The sequence below is a fragment of the Stenotrophomonas sp. CFBP 13725 genome (genome assembly GCF_014841935.1).
Lineage (GTDB): Bacteria > Pseudomonadota > Gammaproteobacteria > Xanthomonadales > Xanthomonadaceae > Stenotrophomonas.
In genome coordinates this window covers 115,723-135,372 of the sequence record NZ_JACYUV010000001.1, presented here as the reverse complement: position 1 = coordinate 135,372, position 19,650 = coordinate 115,723, and the positions used below count along the sequence as shown (strand labels likewise).

General features: G+C 66.4%; 13 protein-coding genes and 1 pseudogene. 10 read left to right on the top strand and 4 right to left on the bottom strand.

The window, feature by feature from the left end:
• Positions 1-488: 488 nt before the first annotated feature.
• The 10 genes and pseudogenes from IFT65_RS00520 to IFT65_RS00475 form a co-directional block, all read left to right on the top strand.
• Positions 489-2,576, top strand: a pseudogene (locus IFT65_RS00520) (methyl-accepting chemotaxis protein); the annotation flags it as partial.
• Positions 2,577-3,024: 448 nt separating this feature from the next.
• Complete coding sequence (locus tag IFT65_RS00515) at positions 3,025-5,217, top strand: methyl-accepting chemotaxis protein (RefSeq protein WP_192079301.1); 2,193 nt, start codon at positions 3,025-3,027, stop codon at positions 5,215-5,217.
• Between the two features lie 203 nt (positions 5,218-5,420).
• Positions 5,421-6,200 (top strand): flagellar brake protein, encoded by a 780-nt coding sequence (locus IFT65_RS00510; protein ID WP_192079299.1) that lies wholly within the window; start codon positions 5,421-5,423, stop codon positions 6,198-6,200.
• Positions 6,201-6,524: 324 nt separating this feature from the next.
• A complete protein-coding gene (locus tag IFT65_RS00505; RefSeq protein ID WP_188324139.1) occupies positions 6,525-7,016 on the top strand; it encodes a chemotaxis protein CheW in 492 nt (163 codons plus the stop codon).
• 128 nt (positions 7,017-7,144) lie between these two features.
• Complete coding sequence (locus IFT65_RS00500) at positions 7,145-7,525, top strand: hypothetical protein (protein ID WP_188324140.1); 381 nt, start codon at positions 7,145-7,147, stop codon at positions 7,523-7,525.
• A 96-nt stretch (positions 7,526-7,621) separates the two neighbouring features.
• Positions 7,622-9,976 (top strand): methyl-accepting chemotaxis protein, encoded by a 2,355-nt coding sequence (locus IFT65_RS00495; protein ID WP_192079297.1) that lies wholly within the window; start codon positions 7,622-7,624, stop codon positions 9,974-9,976.
• Between the two features lie 519 nt (positions 9,977-10,495).
• Positions 10,496-12,778, top strand: a complete 2,283-nt coding sequence (locus IFT65_RS00490) for a methyl-accepting chemotaxis protein (RefSeq protein WP_192079295.1) — start codon at positions 10,496-10,498, stop codon at positions 12,776-12,778.
• 59 nt (positions 12,779-12,837) lie between these two features.
• The gene (locus IFT65_RS00485) at positions 12,838-13,704 is read left to right on the top strand and encodes a CheR family methyltransferase (RefSeq protein WP_188327287.1); all 867 of its coding nucleotides are present in this window, start codon (positions 12,838-12,840) and stop codon (positions 13,702-13,704) included.
• Positions 13,701-14,300, top strand: coding sequence for a chemoreceptor glutamine deamidase CheD (gene cheD / locus IFT65_RS00480; RefSeq protein WP_188324143.1), 600 nt, complete (start codon positions 13,701-13,703; stop codon positions 14,298-14,300). The genes IFT65_RS00485 and cheD overlap by 4 nt, the downstream gene beginning before the upstream one ends.
• Positions 14,297-15,370 carry a chemotaxis response regulator protein-glutamate methylesterase gene (locus tag IFT65_RS00475; protein WP_192079293.1) on the top strand — a complete coding sequence of 358 codons (1,074 nt, stop codon included), beginning with the start codon at positions 14,297-14,299 and terminating at the stop codon, positions 15,368-15,370. Before cheD ends, IFT65_RS00475 begins: the two co-directional genes overlap by 4 nt.
• 172 nt (positions 15,371-15,542) lie before the next feature.
• On the opposite strand, the gene IFT65_RS00470 is transcribed toward IFT65_RS00475, so the two are convergent.
• From IFT65_RS00470 to IFT65_RS00455, 4 genes are all read right to left on the bottom strand, one after another.
• Positions 15,543-15,818, bottom strand: a complete 276-nt coding sequence (locus IFT65_RS00470) for a hypothetical protein (protein ID WP_188324146.1) — start codon at positions 15,816-15,818, stop codon at positions 15,543-15,545.
• A gap of 491 nt (positions 15,819-16,309) precedes the next feature.
• A complete protein-coding gene (gene acnB, locus IFT65_RS00465) occupies positions 16,310-18,901 on the bottom strand; it encodes a bifunctional aconitate hydratase 2/2-methylisocitrate dehydratase (protein WP_192079292.1) in 2,592 nt (863 codons plus the stop codon).
• A 61-nt stretch (positions 18,902-18,962) separates the two neighbouring features.
• Positions 18,963-19,361, bottom strand: a complete 399-nt coding sequence (locus IFT65_RS00460; protein ID WP_188327288.1) for a type II toxin-antitoxin system VapC family toxin — start codon at positions 19,359-19,361, stop codon at positions 18,963-18,965.
• A gap of 7 nt (positions 19,362-19,368) precedes the next feature.
• Positions 19,369-19,593, bottom strand: coding sequence for an AbrB/MazE/SpoVT family DNA-binding domain-containing protein (locus IFT65_RS00455; protein WP_057687522.1), 225 nt, complete (start codon positions 19,591-19,593; stop codon positions 19,369-19,371).
• Positions 19,594-19,650 lie beyond the last annotated feature (57 nt).

Genomic DNA, 19,650 nt, shown 5'->3' with positions numbered 1-19,650 from the left:
GCCGAGCCATGCTCGGCGGCTTTTCTGCCCGCAATCATGACGCCTGATACAGGCCGCGCTGCGCGCTCGCCGAGCGTGGCTCGGCGCTACCCGCAAATCCTGCGCTGACCTCCGGTAGCGCCGAGCCACGCTCGGCGGCTTTTCCGCCCGCGATCATGACGCCTGATACAGGCCGCGCTGCGCGCTCGCCGAGCATGGCTCGGCGCTACCCGCAAATCCTGCGCTGACCTCCGGTAGCGCCGAGCCATGCTCGGCGGCTTCTCCGCCCACGATCACGACGCCTGATACGCGCCGCGCTGCGCGCTCGCCGAGCGTGGCTCCGGCGCTACCGGGCATTGCGGCTGACGAACAGATCGCGCTACAGATCCCCGCGGCGATGCCGCTATCTGTGTAGACGGCGTGATGATGCCCCCTCCATTGCGGGCCGTTTTCCTGAAAAGTTCCCACGGCCCTGCCGCGGGCGCATCGTCCTGCCCTGGAGCACCCCCATGAAGTGGTTCCGCGATCTCCCCATTGCCCGCAAGCTGGCCGTGGGATTCACCCTGACCACCCTGATGACGCTCGTGCTGGGCGTGTTCGCCCTGCTGCGCCTGTCTGAAGCCAACACCCAGCTGCGCGGCATGGCCACCGACGCCATTCCCTCCGTGCAGCATCTGGGCGAGGTGCGTTCGCAGCTCGGCGAGTTCCGCACCTACGAAATGGCCCAGCTGACCATGCTGGACAAGCCGGAGAAGGTTGCCGACTACAACACCCGCATGGACGCTACCGCCAAGGTCGTGCGTGAGGAACTGGACGCGTATGCCGTGCTGAAGGCCGACGCGCAGGAGCGCGCGCTGTTCGACAAGGTCAAGGCAGGCGTCGATGCGTATTTCGCCGCAAACGTACAGCTGCGTGCGGCAGGCGCAAGCGGTGATGCGGTGCTGGCCCAGCAGGTGTCCGACGAGCAGTCGCGCCCCCTGCGTCGCAAACTGTTTGAAGACCTCAAGGCACTGAGCGCCTACAGCGGCACCGTCATGGACGCCGGCATCGCGCGCGCCAATGCCACTCACCGCAACAGCATGGTCGCCATCATCGCGGCGATGGTGCTGCTCTCGCTGGTCGCCGCAGCACTGGCCGTCACTATCTCGCGCGTCATCACCGTGCCACTGGGCAAAGCCGTGCAGGCCATCCAGGCGGTTGCACGCGGTGACCTGAGTGTCAGCACGCCGGCCACCAGCAACGACGAAGCCGGCCGCATGCTGACCGCAACCGCCGAAATGACCGCCACCCTGCGCCGTTTCTCCGGCCAGACCCAGCAGATGGTGGAAATGCATGCGGGCCCGGACATCAACCACCGCATCCCGGAAGATTTCCCGGGTGTGTACGGTGAGCTGGCGCACGGCATCAACACCGTGATCTTCGAGCACCTTGATTCCATCCGCGATGCAATCGACGTGCTCAACCAGTACGCCGCCGGCAACCTGGCGCCGGATGCACGACGCCTGCCCGGTACCCGCGCGATCCTGCACGAATCGATGGATGCTGCAAAAGCCAGCCTGATGGCCATCAATACGCAGATCCAGCAGCTGGCCTCCGCGGCGGCGGCTGGTGACTTCAGCCAGCGCGGCGACGCGTCCCGCTTCGAGCATGACTTCAAGCTCATGATCGAGCAGCTGAACACCATGATGCACGTGGCCGACGGCAACCTGTCGCAGCTCTCGCAGCTGCTGCAGGCGATCGCCGCCGGCGACCTGACCGCGCGCATGGACGGCGAGTTCCACGGTGTATTCGCGCTGATGCGCGATGATGCCAACACCACGGTCAGCCAGTTGACCGGCATCGTGTCGCGCATCCAGGTGTCGGCGCAGAGCATCCGCGGTGCAGCCAGTGAAATCGCGGCGGGCAACAACGATCTGTCGCGCCGTACCGAACAGCAGGCCGCCAATCTGGAAGAAACGGCGGCGTCGATGGAGGAACTGACCTCCACCGTGCGCCAGAACGCCGAGCACGCGCGCCAGGCCAATCAGCTTGCCATCGGCGCCGCCGGTGTCGCGTCGCAGGGCGGCGAAGTGGTGGGTCAGGTCGTCAGCACCATGAGCGCGATCGAGGCGTCTTCCAAGAAGATCGCCGAGATCATTTCGGTGATCGACGGCATCGCGTTCCAGACCAACATCCTGGCATTGAACGCTGCGGTCGAAGCGGCCCGCGCCGGTGACCAGGGCCGCGGCTTCGCCGTGGTGGCCAGCGAAGTGCGCACGTTGGCACAGCGCTCAGCCGCTGCCGCGAAAGAGATCAAGGGCCTGATCGACGAATCCGTCGACAAGGTGGCCGATGGCTCTGCACTGGTGCATCGGGCCGGCGCCACCATGGGCGAGATCGTCGCCTCGGTACAGCGCGTGACCGACATCATGGCCGAGATTTCCGCCGCCTCGCAGGAGCAGTCTGCCGGCATCGAACAGGTCAACCAGACCGTGGTGCAGATGGATGAAACCACCCAGCAGAATGCCGCGCTGGTGGAAGAAGCCACTGCCGCCGCACGCTCGATGGAAGAACAGGCCATGCAGCTGACCGATGCGGCATCGCAGTTCCGTATCGCGGGCGGTGCCGCCAGCACCCCGGCCGCCGCGGCCCCCGTGGTGCCATCGAAAGCCAAACCATCGGCAGCCCGTACGACGGCCCGCAAGCCTGCGCCGGTCATCCGCCAGCCCGTCCTGGCGGGCGAAGGGGACTGGCAGGAGTTCTGATCACCCCGGGTCGCGCTCCCTGCCGCGTCCCGGTGTTGGATCCCCCTCGCGCGCGGGAGGGATCCAACCACACTCATCCGATGCAAGGAGTGCCATGGACGCACCTGCCGAACCGGTAGCCACTGCCCGCCGACGCCCACTGAGGGCGCTCGCGGGCCTTCTGCTGTTGGCCAGCTGGATCGGCTGGGCCGTCCCTGCCCTCTGGCACCAGAACAGCACATCCCCTGCTCCGCTGTGTGTCGCCTTCAACGACCGCCGCTGAGTGTCTACACCGCAGTCCATGCCAAAAGGAGCATTGCGCATGTCCGCACCCTCCCGCACCGCCGAGTCGTTCGTCGGTCACGAAAAACTTCCCTTCCTGCAGGTCCTCGGCGCAGACGCCGACCGGCTGTTCCTCGGCCTCACCGCCGTACTCGCTCTGGTCTCGATGGGCCTGGCCCTGCGTGCAGGCATCTGGATGCCTTCCCTGGCGATCAGCCTGCCTACGGCGCTGGTGGTCGCCGCACAGGTCCAGCTGCTGCCTGGCACGCGGCTGTCGCGCTGCACGGTGGCGCTGGGCTGGATGGTGCTTGCCGCCACCTTGATCCACCAGACCAACGGACTGCTTGAAACCCACTTCACGGTCATCGTCTTGATCGCGCTGCTGCTGTATTACCGCGACTGGCTGCCGTTGGTGGTTGCGGCGGCGGCGATCGCGATCCACCACGTTGCATTCTTCTGGCTGCAGCAGCGGGGCCTGCCCTACCCGGTCTTCAGCGCCGGCAGCGGCATCGGCGTGCTGGTGCTGCATGCCAGCTACGTCGTGGTGGAGACCGGGCTGCTGTCGGTGATGGCGATCCAGATGCGTCGCCAGTTGGTACTGCTTGGCCATGACCCACGCCAGCTGGCCGTGCTGGCCCGTGGCGTGGCGGCCGATCAGCCTCTGCCCACCGGCATCCATGCAGGCCAGTTCCCGGCAGACTCGCTGGCGAGCGCCTTGGTGCAGACGAGCACGCAGCTGCTGCAGCGTCGTGAGCGCGAACAAGCGGTGCTGGGCGAAACGCTGCGCATCCGCTCCGCCCTGGAGGATGTCACCACCAACGTGATGATTGCCGACCGCGAGCGCAACATCGTGTTCGTCAACCGTCCCCTGCAGAAAATGCTGGCCGCTGCCGAAGCCGACCTGCGCCGCGACCTGCCGCAGTTCAGCGCAGCCGACCTGCTCGGCCGCAACATCGATATCTTCCATCGCAACCCGGCCCACCAGGCCACGCTGCTGGACACGCTGACCACCACCTACCGCGCGCAGATCCGCGTGGGCGGGCGCGTGCTGCAGCTCATCGTCAACCCCATCATCAATGGCGAGGGAGAGCGCCAGGGCTTCGTGGTCGAATGGGCTGATCGCACCGTGGAAGTGCAGGTGGAAGAAGAGCTCGGCCGCATCGTGCAGGCGGCGGCCGACGGTGATTTCAGTGGCAGGGTGGCCTGCGCAGGGAAGACCGGCTTCTTCCTGCAGCTGGCACAGCATCTCAATGCCCTGCTGGACGCGAATGCCACCAGCATCGAGCAGATATCCGCCCTGCTGTCATCGCTGTCGCGGGGCGATCTCACGGTGCGCATGGAGGGCGACTTCCACGGCGTCTTCGCCCGCATCCGCGATGATGCCAATGCCACCGTCGACCAGCTGACCGGCATCGTCGGCAGCATCAAGGATGCGTCGAGCCACATCAACCACACCGCATCCGGTCTCGCGCAGGGCAATGAGCACCTTGCCAGCCGCACGGAGCAGCAGGCCGCCAGCCTGGAAGAGACCGCGGCGACGATGGAAGAACTGACCGCTGCAGTGCGGCAGAATGCCGAGCATGCGCATACCGCCAACCGCGTCGCCAGCGGCGCCGCGGACGTGGCGGCTGCCGGTGGCGCGGTCGTCGGCAATGTGGTGACCACCATGACCGACATCGAGCGCGCGTCACGACGCATTGCTGAAATCATCTCAGTCATCGACGGCATTTCCTTCCAGACCAACATCCTGGCGCTGAACGCCGCGGTCGAAGCCGCGCGTGCCGGTGAGCAAGGCCGTGGCTTTGCTGTCGTGGCCTCGGAAGTACGCGTGCTCGCACAGCGTTCGGCAGACGCCGCCAAGCAGATCAAGGGCCTGATCGAAGACTCAGTGGACAAGGTGACTGAGGGGACCACCCTGGTGCAGCGCGCCGGGGCGACCATGGACGAGATCATGCAGTCGGTGCAGCAGGTCAACCAGATCATGGGCGAGATCGCGGCGGCATCGCAGGAGCAGAGCGCGGGCATCGAACAGGTCAACCAGAGCATCAGCCACATGGATGCGTCCACCCGGCAGAACGGTGCTCTGGTGGAGGCATCCACCGAGGCCACCCATGCGATGAGCGAACAGGCCGCGCGCCTGGCCGAAGCCGTGGCACGTTTCCGCCTGCAGGCCGACGACGGTGAAACCGCCGTGATGCGGCGGCTGCGTGAGCTCGCCGGGCACGCGCCCTGAGGGACGTGACGGCCGCTGGGTAGTGACGGCCGCTGGCCGTCAGCTCCTTGCCGCTGCGCTCGCCGAGCGTGGCTCGGCGCTACCGGACGTGTCCGCGTAACACGCCGGCGTCGCGGGCTTCAGGAAAGCACGGCTTTGCCGATATGCTGAAAGACGCACCGTGCCGCACGTCACGGTTTTTCCCGCTCTCGAACGCAGAACCGATGTCCGCAGGCAGCCACGACGACGCACAGGAACACCCTACCGCGCATGACGACAGCGCCGATGAGCGTTTCCTCGTGCGCAATCCGCTGCAGGTGCGGCAACTGCTCCGACAGCTGATCGAGCACCGATCGCTGATCAACGCGCACATTGGTGGACGCGACCAGAGCTTCCCCACCGCCGTACTGGAAATCGACGAGGACGAAGCGCAGCTGATGCTCGATGGCAGTCCGCAGGAGGCGTCGAACCGCGCCGCCGAGGCCGCCGGCTATCTGTTGTGCTTCGCCCAGCTGGATCGCGTGCTGGTGCGCTTCCGCGTGGATATCGTGCAGCGGGAGCAGAACGGCCGCCATATCGCCTTCCGCGCCAGCCTGCCGGACGAGATGGTGCACCTGCAGCGTCGCGAGATGTACCGGCTGGAGACACCGATCACGGATTCACCCCACCTGCTGCTGCCTGCGGCCGATGGCCGGCCTGAGCCACTGTCGATGCGCGTGCTGGATATCAGCGGCGGTGGACTGGCGGTGGCCCTGCCCGCCGAGTACAACGTCTTCGGCATGCAGAAGCGCTACGACGCCGTGCTGTCCGTGCCGGATGGTCCGGACCTGCAGATCAGCCTGATCGCCTGCAACGAGCGTGTGCAGAAGCTGCCCAGCGGCGTCGAAGTGAACCGCGTCGGCCTGCGCTTCGACCGCCTGCCGCGCGGCGGCGACAGCACCATCCAGCGCTACATCTTCCGCATCGACCGCCAGCGCAGCGCCCGCAAGAACGGCGAATCGTAGCCGGCGGACTGACACCCCGGTAGAGCCGGCTTCAGCCGGCTGCTTGCTGGCACCCCGGTAGAGCCGGCTTCAGCCGGCTGCTTGCTCGCACCCCGGTAGAGCCGGCTTCAGCCGGCTGCTTGCTGGCACCCCGGTAGAGCCGGCTTCAGCCGGCTGCATGTCCTGTTGGCGGTGCCGACTGAAGTCGGCATTACCGGTCGGCGTTACCGATCGGCCCTACGGGCCGGCACTACGGGCCGCCGTTGCAGGTCAGCGCTAAAGTCGTGGCAGCAGCAGCCGATACCGAGCCTGAGACCGCGAATCACGGCACCCAGGACACCCTCGATGAACGACAAGAACCAGGCCCACGCCGATACCGGCGGCGAGTTCCTCAGCTTCACCCTCGGCGACGAGCACTACGGCGTGGACATCCTCAAGGTGCAGGAAATCCGCGGCTATGACGCGGTGACCCGCGTGCCGGACGCACCGGATTACATCAAGGGCGTCATCAACCTGCGCGGCACCATCGTGCCGGTCATCGACCTGCGCCTGAAGCTGCGCCTGGAAAATGCCCGCTACGACGCCTTCACCGTGATGATCGTGCTGAACGTGGAAGACCGCGTAGTCGGCATCGTGGTGGACAGCGTGTCCGATGTGATCCCGCTGGCCGCAGAACAGATCCGCCCGACCCCCGAATTCGGCGCCGCCGTCGATACCCGCTTCATCTCGGGCATCGGCACTCAGGACGACCGCATGCTGATCCTGCTGGACATCGAAACCCTGCTCGACAGCGCTGACATGGGTCAGCCCGCTGCGCTGGAAGAAGTGGCTGCCTGATCGTTACCGATCAAAACAAAATCCTTCAGTTCCACCTGCAACGGCCGATAGGGGAGTCAGGACCGCCCGCGATGGAACGCGCCAGGCCGGCCACCCGATCACCATTCTTCTTACTGGAGTACCCGTCGATGAAGTCCCTGCTCGCTTTTGCGTCTGCCACCCTGCTGGCCGCCACCGCCCTCACCGCCTCCGCGCAGTCGGCCATGATTCCGCCGGAAATGGCAGCCCGCCAGGTCGGCAAGGACGGCATGGTCTGCGGCAAGGTGGAAAAGGCCCGCTTCGCTGAAGGCTCGGAAGGGTCGCCGACCTTCCTGTACATGGGCGGTGCGTTCCCGCGCCACACCTTCTCCGCGCGCATCGCCGGCGCCAACCGCGGCAAGTTCAGCTTCCCGCTGGAAACCCTGGAAGGCAAGACCGTCTGCGTGATCGGCAAGATCGAGCGTGATGCCTCGCGTGCTGAAATCGAAGTCAGCTCGCCGGCTGGCCTGAAGCTGGCCGACATCAAGTAATACCGGCCTGTCCTGCCACGCCGGCCCGTCCGGCGTGGCTGCTGCACCCGGACCATGGTGGTCCGGACGCGTCCGCCTTTGGAGAGTGCAACGCCCATGCCCTGGATCAACAACCTCAAACTGATGCCCAAGCTGATGGCCACCTTTGGTGTCCTCCTGCTGGTGATGCTGCTTCAGGGCATCGTGGCCTACCGTGGCCTGGACTCGCTCAACGACGTGACGACGACGCTGGCCGGCAAGCGGATGGAAAGCATCCGCATGGCCGGCGAAATGCGTGGCATGCTCGGCGAGTACCGCAACTCTTCCTACCAGCAGCTGATCCGTGCCAGCGATGACGTCAAGGCCGAAGCACGCACGCGTGCCGCAGACCTGCGCAAGCAGCTGGACACCTCCATCAAGGCCTACCCGGGCCTGGTCGATGGGGCGCAGCAGAAGGCGCTGTTCGACACCTTCGTCAAGGACTGGAACCAGACCCTGACCTCCTATGATTCGGTCAGCGAGATGCTGGAACTGCAGCTGCCCGACGACGCCATCGATACCTTCGTCGGTGAAACGCGCACCCTGCACCGCAAGTCGTCGGATGCGCTGGAAGCGCTGATCGCCGAAGACAACCGCCTTGCCCGCGCTGCGCGCGACGAGGCCACCTCGACCTACGCTACCTCGTCCATGCTGATGCTGATCGCCCTGCTGGGCGGCGCGGCACTCGGCCTGGTGCTGGTGTATCTGTTTGCCCGCTCCCTGGTGGGCAGTGTCCGCGGCGCGGTCAGCGTTGCCAACGAAGTCGCCAGCGGCAAGCTGGACGGCCACATCGACACCTCGCGTTCGGATGAAGTCGGCGACCTGATGCAGGCCATGCAGCGCATGCAGCGCGACCTGCGCGAGCGTATCGAACGCGACGAAGCCATCGCCAGCGAGAACCTGCGCATCCGCACCGCGCTGGATTACAGCTCTACCGGTGTGTTCCTCAGCGATGCGAACCAGCAGATCGTGTACGCCAACAGCGCGCTCCAGCAGTCGCTCGTCGAGCATGCCGACGAACTGCGCAAGGACCTGCCGGGCTTCGACCCCGAAGCACCGCTGGTCGGCCGCCCGGTTGCCGAGCTGGAACACGGTGGCCAGGCCGATGCGGCCGTGATGGCCGAGCTGGCCAAGACCGGCGTCGCCCGCCGCGAAGTGCAGTACGGCCAGGCGCAGTTCGCCCAGGTCATCACCACCATCCGCAACGAAGACGGCGACACCGTCGGCCATGTGACCGAATGGCGCGACCGGACCCCGGAAGCTGCCGTGGAAGCGGAAGTCGCGCAGGTCATCGCCCGTGCCGCCGCAGGCGACCTCACCGGCCGTGTCGGCAGCGAAGGCAAGGACGGCTTCTTCCTGCAGCTGGCCAATCAGATCAATGGCCTGCTCAATGCGAATGCCAGCAGCATCGAGCAGATCTCGCAGCTGCTTGCCGCCCTGTCACGCGGCGACCTGACCGCCCGCATGCAGGGCGACTACCAGGGCGTGTTCGCCCAGATGCGCGACGACGCCAACGCCACCGCCGAACAGCTCAGTGGCATCGTCACCCGCATCAAGCACTCCAGCCGCGCCATCAACTCGGCCGCCGGTGAGATCGCCAGCGGCAACAGCGATCTGTCGCGCCGTACCGAGCAGCAGGCCGCGAACCTGGAAGAAACCGCCGCATCGATGGAGGAACTGACCTCCACCGTTCGTCAGAACGCCGAGCACGCACGCCAGGCCAACCAGCTCGCCATCGGCGCCGCCGGTGTCGCCTCGCAGGGCGGCGAAGTGGTCGGCCAGGTGGTCACCACCATGTCGGCCATCCAGACCTCCTCCAAGAAGATTGCTGAAATCATCTCGGTCATCGACGGCATCGCGTTCCAGACCAACATCCTGGCGCTGAATGCCGCGGTGGAAGCCGCCCGTGCCGGTGAACAGGGCCGTGGCTTCGCCGTGGTCGCCAGCGAAGTGCGCACCCTGGCCCAGCGCTCCGCCGCTGCCGCCAAGGAAATCAAGGGCCTGATCGACGACTCGGTCGGCAAGGTCGCCGATGGCTCCGCCCTGGTCAACAAGGCCGGTGCCACCATGAGTGAAATCGTCGCCTCGGTGCAGCGCGTGACCGACATCATGTCCGAGATCTCCGCCGCCTCGCAGGAACAGTCTGCCGGCATCGAACAGGTGAACCAGACCGTCGTGCAGATGGATGAAACCACCCAGCAGAACGCCGCGCTGGTGGAAGAAGCCACCGCCGCCGCGCGGGCCATGGAAGAACAGGCCGGCCACCTGAGTGAAGCCGTTTCGGTGTTCACCCTGGATGAGTCGGACGTGCAGCACGAGGCCCCGGCCGCCGTCCGTCCGCGCGCCGCCGCCTCCGCCGCTCCGACAGTGCGTCGTCCCACCACACGCCAGCCCGCCGCCGAGCTGGCCGAAGGGGACTGGGCAGAGTTCTGATCCGACGACACCTTCGGATGAGGCCGGGCCATGTGCCCGGCCTTTTTTTATCCCGCCGCCCGCGATCCCCGGTAGCGCCGAGCCATGCTCGGCGAGCGCAGCGGCAAAGCATGGACGGCCAGCGGGCGTGAGAACCGCGTGCGTCACGCGAACGGCAGCCGACTGAAGTCGGCTCTACCGGGGATCGCACGCGCGGGGAATGTTGGGCGCGGGGCAGCGTTGGTAGCGCCGAGCCACGCTCGGCGAGCGCACCGCGCGGCCCCCATCAGGCATCGCGTTGCCGGCAGGACGTAACCGCCGAGCCCGGCGCGGCACGACCCACCCCGCCACCGCGCAGGACCCCCGGGTAGCGCCGAGCCACGCTCGGCGAGCGCACCGCGCGGCCGCCGTCAGGCATCGCGATGCCGGCAGGAAGTTACCGCCGGGCGCGGCGCGGCCAAAGCACTCAATTGTCCGCCGCAGCGGCCGATAACGTGGTTGACGCAGTACCGCGTCCCCTTCCCTGTTCTGGCCTCCTCCATGACGCTCAAGCAACGCTGGCATCGCTACTTCGACAACCTTCCGGTCCGCCGCAAGCTCAACCTGTTGACCGTGCTGATCGCCATCGGCGTCGTCGCGCTGTCCATCGTGGCGGCGCGCATGCAGTACCTGGACCTGACCGAGACACGCAAGGAATCGCTTGCCGTCCAGGTCGAGCTTGCCGAGGGCGTGCTGACCCATTACCAGCGTCTGTCCGCCAAGGGTGAGCTGACCGAAGAAGCCGCCAAGGCCGCCGCGCTGCAGGCGATCGACGCCATGCGCGCACAGAACGATGCCTACTACTACAACGTGCTGGACACGAACTACGTGCTGCTGATGCACCCGTTCAAGCCCGAACGTGTCGGCAGCGTGCAGAAGGATTACAAATCAGTCGACGGAGTGCCGCTGTACTACCTGCAGGTGGGCATGGCGCGCATCGGCGGCGGCTACACCTATTACCAGACCAACAAGCCCGGCGCCGAGAAGCCCATCGACAAGGTCACCTACGCGCACATGTTCGCGCCGTGGCAGTGGGTGGTCACCAGTGGCGTCTACATGGACGACGTGCAGGCGCAGGCATGGACCTTCACCCTGATCATGGCCCTGACCGGCGGCCTCGTCGTGCTGCTGGTGCTGGCGCTGAGCTGGGTGATCGGCAGCCGCATCGCCACCCCGCTGCGCAAGGCGACCCTGGTGGCCGAAGGCATTGCCGCCGGCAAGTTGGACAACACCATCGGCGACCAGCCGCACGATGAAACCGGCCGCCTGCTGCACAGCATGTCGCGCATGCAGGATCAGCTGCACGCGGTAATCGGCGGACAGCGGGAGATGGCCCGCCGCCACGAATCAGGCGAGCTGTCCTACCGTATCGACGCCAGCACCGTGCCTGGCGAGTACGGGCAGATGGTGCGCGACACCAACACCCTCGTCGGCAACCACGTGCAGACCCTGCACGATGTGCTGGGCGTGGTGCAGCAGTACGCCGTTGGCGACCTGCGTACCGATATTGCCCGCTATCCGGGTGAGAAGGCGGCGATCACCACGACCGTGGACGCCGTAAAGGCCAACCTCGCCCGTATCAACGCCGAGATCAAGCGCTTGGCTGGTGCGGCGGCGGCCGGTGATTTCAGCCAGCGCGGCGATGCGGCCTCGTTCGAGCACGACTTCCGTGCCATGGTCGAAAACCTCAACGCCATGACCGCCGTCAGCGATGACAACCTGGGCAAGCTGTCGCACCTGCTGTCCGCCATCGCCGAAGGCGACCTGACCGCCCGCATGCACGGCGAGTTCCAAGGCGTCTTCGCGCGGATGCGCGACGATGCCAATGCCACGGTGATCCAGCTGACCCAGATCGTCGGCCAGATCCAGGGTGCCACCAGCAGCATCACCTTGGCCGCCGGTGAAATCGCCAGCGGCAACAGCGATCTGTCGCGCCGTACCGAACAGCAGGCCGCCAACCTGGAAGAAACCGCTGCCTCGATGGAGGAACTGACCTCCACCGTGCGCCAGAACGCCGAGCACGCACGCCAGGCCAACCAGCTGGCCATCGGTGCGGCGTCCGTCGCCTCGCAGGGTGGCGACGTCGTGGGCCAGGTGGTCACCACCATGTCAGCCATCCAGACCTCGTCCAAGAAAATCGCCGAGATCATCACCGTCATCGACGGCATCGCCTTCCAGACCAACATCCTGGCGCTGAACGCTGCGGTGGAAGCAGCGCGTGCGGGTGAACAAGGCCGCGGTTTCGCCGTGGTCGCCAGCGAAGTGCGCACCCTCGCCCAGCGCTCCGCTGCGGCGGCCAAGGAGATCAAGGGCCTGATCGATGACTCGGTCACCAACGTGGCCGACGGCTCGGCACTGGTGAACAAGGCCGGTGCCACCATGGGCGAGATCGTCGCTTCGGTGCAGCGCGTCACCGACATCATGGCCGAGATCTCCGCGGCATCGCAGGAGCAGTCCGCCGGCATCGAACAGGTCAACCAGACCGTGGTGCAGATGGACGAAACCACCCAGCAGAATGCCGCGCTGGTCGAAGAAGCCACCGCCGCCGCGCGGGCCATGGAAGAACAGGCCACCCAGCTCGCCGATGCCGTGGCGATCTTCCGTCTGGACAACCAGGTCAACGCCGCGGTGCGCGCCGTTGCCGAGCGCATCGAGCGTCCGGCGCAACGCGCATCCACCCCGACAACCCCCGCACCCCGCGCGGCCGCCCGTCCGCCGGCCCGCGCGCCTGCGACGCCGCGTGCGCTGTCGACCCCTGACGATGGCAACTGGCAGGAATTCTGATCCGTCCGGCGTGGGCTTGTCCCGCGCCACCGTCCCCGCTCTGGACACACCCTGTGACCCTGCCCGCCTCCCCGATCATCCGCAGTGACAACCGCGAGTTCGACTTCGCCGACCGCGATTTCCGCCGTGTCTGCGAACTCATCCACCAGCGGGCCGGCATCGCGCTGGCCCCCGCCAAGCGCGACATGGTCTACGGCCGGTTGTCGCGGCGCCTGCGTGCGCTCGGCCTGCGCAGCTTCCAGCAGTACCTGGACCTGCTGGAAAACGGCGGCGATGACGAATGGCAGGCGTTCACCAACGCATTGACCACCAACCTCACCGCCTTCTTCCGCGAGCCGCATCACTTCGAGAAACTGCGCGAAGAGCTGATGGCACGTGCCGCCACGGCGACCAGCGCCAATCCGCTGCTGCTGTGGTCCTGCGCGGCGTCCACTGGCGAAGAGCCCTACTCCATCGCCATCACTGCCTGTGAAGCCTTTGGCACGCTGAAGCCGCCGGTACGCATCGTGGCCACCGACGTGGATACGCAGGTGTTGGCCACCGCAGCACGCGGCGTGTACGCGATCGATCGCGTGTCCGGGCTGGAGCCCGACCTGCGCCGCCGCTACTTCCAGCGCGGGACGGGCCCCAATGATGGCCAGTGCCGCGTCGTGCCCGCGTTGCGCGATCTGATCGACTACCGCCCGCTGAACCTGCTGGCGCCACGTTTCGACATCGGCGGGCCGTTCACCGCGCTGTTCTGCCGCAACGTGATGATCTACTTCGACAAGCCCACCCAGCGCGACATCCTGGGCCGGCTGGTCAAGCATCTGGCCGATGACGGGATGCTGTACACCGGTCACTCGGAGAACTATCTGCACGCTGCCGACCTGATCCAGCCCTGCGGCCGCACCTTGTACCGCCGCGCACCGGGGGCCCCGGTATGAGTGCCGCCGCACTGCGCGAAGACGATGTCATGCGGTACTACGACAGCCGTTTCAAGGTGACCGCGGCCAAGCTGCTGCCCACCCAGTACCTGGTGGTGGACGATGACACCGCACTGACCACCATCCTCGGTTCCTGCGTGGCCGCCTGCCTGCGCGACCCGGTTCTGCGCATCGGCGGCATGAACCACTTCCTGCTGCCGGAAGGCAATGTCGGCGACGGCGCGCCCGCGCGCTACGGCAGCTACGCCATGGAACTGCTGATCAACGACCTGCTCAAGCGCGGCGCCAACCGCAAGCGCCTGGAGGCCAAAGTGTTCGGTGGCGCCAACGTGTTGAAAGGCTTCACCAGCAATCCGGTCGGCACCCGCAACGCCGAATTCGTGCGCCAGTACCTGCAGGCGGAACACATCCCGATCATTGCCGAAGACCTGTGCGGCATCCATCCGCGCAAGATCTGGTTCTTCGCCGATAGCGGGCGCGTCGTGGTGAACCGCCTGCCGCATGCGCACGAGGCCGAAGTGGCGGCAACCGAATCGGCGGTGCGTGCCCGTCTGTCCAAGGCACCGGTCACCGGTGGTGTGGAGCTGTTCGAATGAGCCTGGAACAACCGTGCCGCGTCTTGATCGTGGACGACTCTGCCGTGGTCCGGCAGATACTGACTGAGATCCTGGCCAGCGATCCGGGCATCGAAGTGGTGGGCACCGCGGCCGATCCGCTGCTGGCGCGCGAGAAGATCAAGCGGCTGGCGCCGGACGTGATCACGCTGGACGTGGAAATGCCGCGCATGGACGGCCTGGCCTTCCTGGAGAACCTGATGCGTCTGCACCCGCTGCCGGTGGTGATGATTTCATCGCTGACCGAACGCGGCGCGGACACCACGCTGCAGGCCTTGGCGCTGGGCGCAGTGGATTTCGTGTCCAAACCGAAACTCGACGTGACCCGCGGGCTGCAGGGGTATGCGGATGAAATCATCGAGAAGGTGAAGACCGCCTCGCGCTCGCGGGTACGCGCATTGGTGCGTGCACCGGTGGCGCCGAAACTCACGTTGGCGTCCACGGGCACGCCCACCGCACCGCGGCCGTCACAGTTCCGCACCACGGACCGGCTGATCGCCATCGGCGCCTCCGCCGGCGGCACCGAGGCACTGCGCGTGGTGCTGGAAGGCCTGCCCGCCGATGCCCCGGCCGTGGTGATGACCCAGCACCTGCCGGCCACGTTCAGCACCGCATTCGCCGAACGGCTGGACCGCCACTCGGCCATGGCCGTGCGCGAGGCCACCGACGGCGAAGCGGTACTGCCGGGCCACGCCTACCTGCCGCCGGGCGGCAAGCACCTGCGGGTGATCCGCGACGGTGCCCGCTGGCGCTGCCGCATCGACGACGGCCCGCCCGTGAACCGGCACAAGCCGGCGGTGGACGTGCTGTTCCAGTCGGTGGCACAGAGTGCCGGCGCCAATGCGATCGGGGTGATCCTGACCGGCATGGGCGACGACGGCGCACGTGGCCTGCTGCAACTGCGCCGGGCCGGCGCGCCGACACTGGTGCAGGACGAAGCCACGTCCGTGGTCTGGGGCATGCCGGGCGCAGCGTTCAAGCTCGGCGCGGCCGAAGAGCAGCTGCCGCTGGAGAAGATCGCCGAACGCCTGCTGGCGCTGTCGCGCGCGTAATCCGGTGGCGCCGATCCATGGTCGGCGGCTGTTTGCGGATGCGCCCGGACACATTCCCGGCTGCGGAAAGGTAGTGACGGCCGCAGGCCGTCCGCGCCCTGGTAGCGCCGACCCATGGTCGGCGGTTCTTTGCTGATGCACCCGGACAGCTTCCGCCGAGCATGGCTCGGCGCTACCGGACCTGCACCTGCAGTTGCCAGCCTAGCGACTGCAGCACGCGCAGCACGGTGGACAACGGCAACCCGCGGGCATTGCGGAACTGCCGCCGGAACGTGCCGTTGCTCATGCCACAGCTGCGCGCCACGCCGCTGATTCCGCGCTGCTCTGCCATCAGCAGCAGCGCCGCCACCAGGCAGTCGCCATCCACAGGATGTGCATGCAGCCGGGCGTTGAGCTCATCGGCGATGGCGGATTCTGCTTCCTGCGTCGTGGGAGATGCGGTATTCAACGTTGGACCTCACATGCATGGAGGCCGCCTGCGCAGATGCGCAAGGCGGCGGGCGATGCGGGTTGCCGTACCGGAACACACTCTCAAAACCGGTGGATCAAAGGATCCCCACGCATCACCCGCCATATGACCGGCAGAGCAATGCATGCTCTGCGTTTCCCAAGGGAATCAACAGAGCTGTTTGAGAGTGTTTTCCAGGACGGCAATCCCGACGGGTGCGATGGCGCACCAGCACGTCCAGCGTGACCACACGACGACGCACCGTACATGGGCGGAGTTGCAATCGAGCCGCTCGGTGCATAGTTGGAATGATGGGCGTTGCGTCAGTGTCACGGGGTAGCGGGAAAGAGCAGCCGACTGAAGTCGGCTCTACCGTCGGCTCTACCGCCGCCCCCCGGCCCCCGGCCCCGCTCTGCATGCAATAAAAAACCCCCGGCTTGCACCGGGGGTTCTGTATCAGCAGGCGCCGACCGACGTCGGCACTACCGCAATCAGGCAGCGACCGACTTGCCGGCTTCCTGATACTCCTCGATCTGATCGAAGTTCATGTAACGGTAGATCTCCGCGCCGCTGGCTTCCAGCACGCCCACGTCCGCCATGTACTCTTCCTTGGTCGGAATACGGCCCAGGCGCGAGCAGATCGCCGCCAGTTCCGCCGAACCCAGGTACACGTTCGAGTTGCGGCCCAGACGGTTCGGGAAGTTGCGGGTCGAGGTCGAGAACACCGTCGCGCCCTCACGCACCTGCGCCTGGTTGCCCATGCACAGCGAGCAGCCCGGCATTTCCATGCGCGCACCGGCGCTGCCAAAGGTGCCGTAGTGGCCCTCGCGGGTCAGCTCGGACGCGTCCATCTTGGTCGGCGGGGCCACCCACAGCTTGGTCGGAATGTCACGCTTGCCTTCCAGCAGCTTGGCGGCCGCGCGGAAGTGACCGATATTGGTCATGCACGAACCGATGAACACTTCGTCGATCTTGGCACCGGCCACTTCGGACAGCGTCTTGACGTCGTCCGGGTCGTTCGGGCACGCCACGATCGGCTCGTGGATGTCGGCCAGGTCGATCTCGATCACCGCGGCGTACTCGGCATCGGCGTCCGGCGCCAGCAGCTGCGGATCGGCCAGCCAGGCTTCCATCTTGTCGATGCGACGCTGCAGCGAACGCGGGTCCTGGTATCCCTCGGTGATCATCCACTTCAGCAGGGTGATGTTGCTGGTCAGGTACTCAATGATCGGCGCCTTGTCCAGGTGCACCGAGCAACCGGCCGCCGAACGCTCGGCCGAGGCATCGGACAGTTCGAACGCCTGCTCGACCTTCAGGTCCGGCAGACCTTCGATTTCCAGGATGCGACCGGAGAAGATGTTCTTCTTGCCGGCCTTGGCTACGGTCAGCAGACCCGACTTGATCGCGTACAACGGGATCGCGTTGACCAGATCGCGCAGGGTCACGCCCGGCTGCATCTTGCCCTTGAAGCGCACCAGCACCGATTCCGGCATGTCCAGCGGCATCACGCCGGTGGCAGCGGCGAATGCGACCAGGCCCGAACCGGCCGGGAACGAAATGCCCACCGGGAAACGGGTGTGCGAGTCGCCGCCGGTGCCGACGGTGTCGGGCAGCAGCATGCGGTTGAGCCAGCTGTGGATCACGCCATCGCCCGGACGCAGCGAGATGCCACCGCGGGTGGAGATGAACTCCGGCAGGGTGTGGTGGGTCTTGACGTCGACCGGCTTCGGATAGGCCGCGGTGTGGCAGAACGACTGCATCACCAGGTCGGCGGAGAAGCCCAGGCAGGCCAGGTCCTTCAGCTCGTCACGGGTCATCGGACCGGTGGTGTCCTGCGAACCCACCGAGGTCATCTTCGGTTCGCAGTAGGTGCCCGGGCGCATGCCCTGGCCTTCCGGCAGACCGCACGCGCGACCGACCATCTTCTGCGCCAGCGAGAACCCCTTGCCGGTGTCGGCCGGCTGCACCGGCAGGCGGAACAGATCGGTGACCGGCATGCCCAGCGCTTCGCGCGCCTTGGCGGTCAGGCCACGACCGACGATCAGCGGGATGCGGCCACCGGCGCGCACTTCGTCGAACAGCACGTCCGACTTCACCTGGAACTCAGCGATCACTTCGCCGTTCTTCAGCGCCTTGCCGTCGTACGGGCGCAGCTCGATGACATCACCGTGCTCCATCTGCGTGACGTCCAGCTCGATCGGCAGCGCGCCGGCATCTTCCATGGTGTTGTAGAAGATCGGGGCGATCTTCGACCCCAGGCAGACACCGCCGAAGCGCTTGTTCGGGATGAACGGAATGTCTTCACCGGTGAACCACAGCACGCTGTTGGTGGCCGACTTGCGCGAGGAACCGGTACCCACCACGTCGCCCACGTAGGCGACCAGGTGGCCCTTGTCCTTCAGCGACAGGATTTCCTGGATCGGACCGCGCTTGCCGTCTTCTTCCGGCACGAAGGCCGCATCGGGACGCTTGTTCTTCAGCATCGCCAGGGCGTGCAGCGGGATGTCCGGGCGCGTGGTCGCATCCGGTGCCGGCGACAGGTCGTCGGTATTGGTTTCGCCCGGCACCTTGAACACGGTCAGGGTCATGCTCTGCGCGACTTCGGGACGGCTGGTGAACCATTCGGCGTCGGCCCAGCTCTGCAGCACGGACTTCGCGTTGGCATTGCCGGCGTTGGCCTTTTCCTGCACGTCGTGGAAGGCATCGAACACCAGCAGCGTGTTCTTCAGCGCCGTGGCGGCGATGCCACCGACCGCGGTGTCGTCCAGCAGCTGGACCAGCGGGGCGACGTTGTAACCGCCGAGCATGGTGCCCAGCAGTTCGGTGGCGCGCTCGCGGCTGATCAGCGGATTCTGCTCGCTGCCAAAGGCGATGGCCGCCAGGTACGACGCCTTGACCTTGGCGGCGTCATCAACGCCGGCCGGCACGCGGTGGGTCAGCAGCTCGACCAGGAATTCGGCTTCGCCAGCGGGCGGATTCTTCAACAGTTCAATGACATCGGCCGTCTGCTGCGCGGTCAGCGGCAGGGGCGGGATGCCAAGCGCAGCGCGCTCGGCGACGTGGTGGCGGTAGGCTTCCAACATGACAACTCCCGGGGTAATGCGGTGAATACAACGAATGGATGAAGCGGTAAAACGGTTTCGCTCAGGCCTGCGGCACGATCAGCTTCAGGCCCTTGAAGTAATCTCGGTAAAACGTGTCGTTCCAGGTGATCAGGCCATCGCACTGCAGCAGGGCGTGGGCGCCGACCATGAAGCCATCCAGGCTGCGGCGCTCGTTGCCGCGCTGCCGATGACGGCGCTGCATTTCGCCGGCGCGCAGGGCGGACTTGGCTTCCAGCGCATTGAAATGGACACCCATCTCTTCCAGCGCCTCCAGCACTTCGGCACCGCCACGCAGCGCGGCGCAGACCTCGGCCAGCGTCGCCCCGCAGACCACCACACGGCCACCGACCAGGCTCTGGCGGAGGCAGGCCTCTACGGCATCGGCCTGCGCGCCGTTGCTGAGCAGCTCGATCAGCACCGGCGAATCCACGGCGATCATGGCGGGCTTACTGTTCGTCACGGACGGCCTTCACCGCAGCGTCGGTGCTGTCAAAGCCATCCAGCGCGAACTTGCCACGGGCACGCGAGATGGCATCGTCCACGCTCTTGCGCAGGATGATCCGGCCGCCCTCCAGCTCCACGGTGAGCTGGGTGCCCTTGGTCAGGCCCAGCGCATCGCGGACCGCCTTCGGCAAGGTGATCTGTCCGCGTTCAGCTACGGTGGCTTCCATGGGTAGGCCCTCTTCGGTATGCATGAATTATACATACTTTTCAAAAAGGGGACGGAG

What these genes read in the sequence shown, in the direction of transcription:
- IFT65_RS00500 (WP_188324140.1), top strand. Translation starts at nt 7,145, where the DNA reads ATGAAGTCCCTGCTCGCTTTTGCGTCTGCCACCCTGCTGGCCGCCACC.
- IFT65_RS00515 (WP_192079301.1), top strand. Translation starts at nt 3,025, where the DNA reads ATGTCCGCACCCTCCCGCACCGCCGAGTCGTTCGTCGGTCACGAAAAA.
- IFT65_RS00495 (WP_192079297.1), top strand. Translation starts at nt 7,622, where the DNA reads ATGCCCTGGATCAACAACCTCAAACTGATGCCCAAGCTGATGGCCACC.
- acnB (WP_192079292.1), bottom strand. Translation starts at nt 18,901, where the DNA reads ATGTTGGAAGCCTACCGCCACCACGTCGCCGAGCGCGCTGCGCTTGGC.
- cheD (WP_188324143.1), top strand. Translation starts at nt 13,701, where the DNA reads ATGAGTGCCGCCGCACTGCGCGAAGACGATGTCATGCGGTACTACGAC.
- IFT65_RS00455 (WP_057687522.1), bottom strand. Translation starts at nt 19,593, where the DNA reads ATGGAAGCCACCGTAGCTGAACGCGGACAGATCACCTTGCCGAAGGCG.
- IFT65_RS00475 (WP_192079293.1), top strand. Translation starts at nt 14,297, where the DNA reads ATGAGCCTGGAACAACCGTGCCGCGTCTTGATCGTGGACGACTCTGCC.
- IFT65_RS00490 (WP_192079295.1), top strand. Translation starts at nt 10,496, where the DNA reads ATGACGCTCAAGCAACGCTGGCATCGCTACTTCGACAACCTTCCGGTC.
- IFT65_RS00460 (WP_188327288.1), bottom strand. Translation starts at nt 19,361, where the DNA reads ATGATCGCCGTGGATTCGCCGGTGCTGATCGAGCTGCTCAGCAACGGC.
- IFT65_RS00510 (WP_192079299.1), top strand. Translation starts at nt 5,421, where the DNA reads ATGTCCGCAGGCAGCCACGACGACGCACAGGAACACCCTACCGCGCAT.
- IFT65_RS00505 (WP_188324139.1), top strand. Translation starts at nt 6,525, where the DNA reads ATGAACGACAAGAACCAGGCCCACGCCGATACCGGCGGCGAGTTCCTC.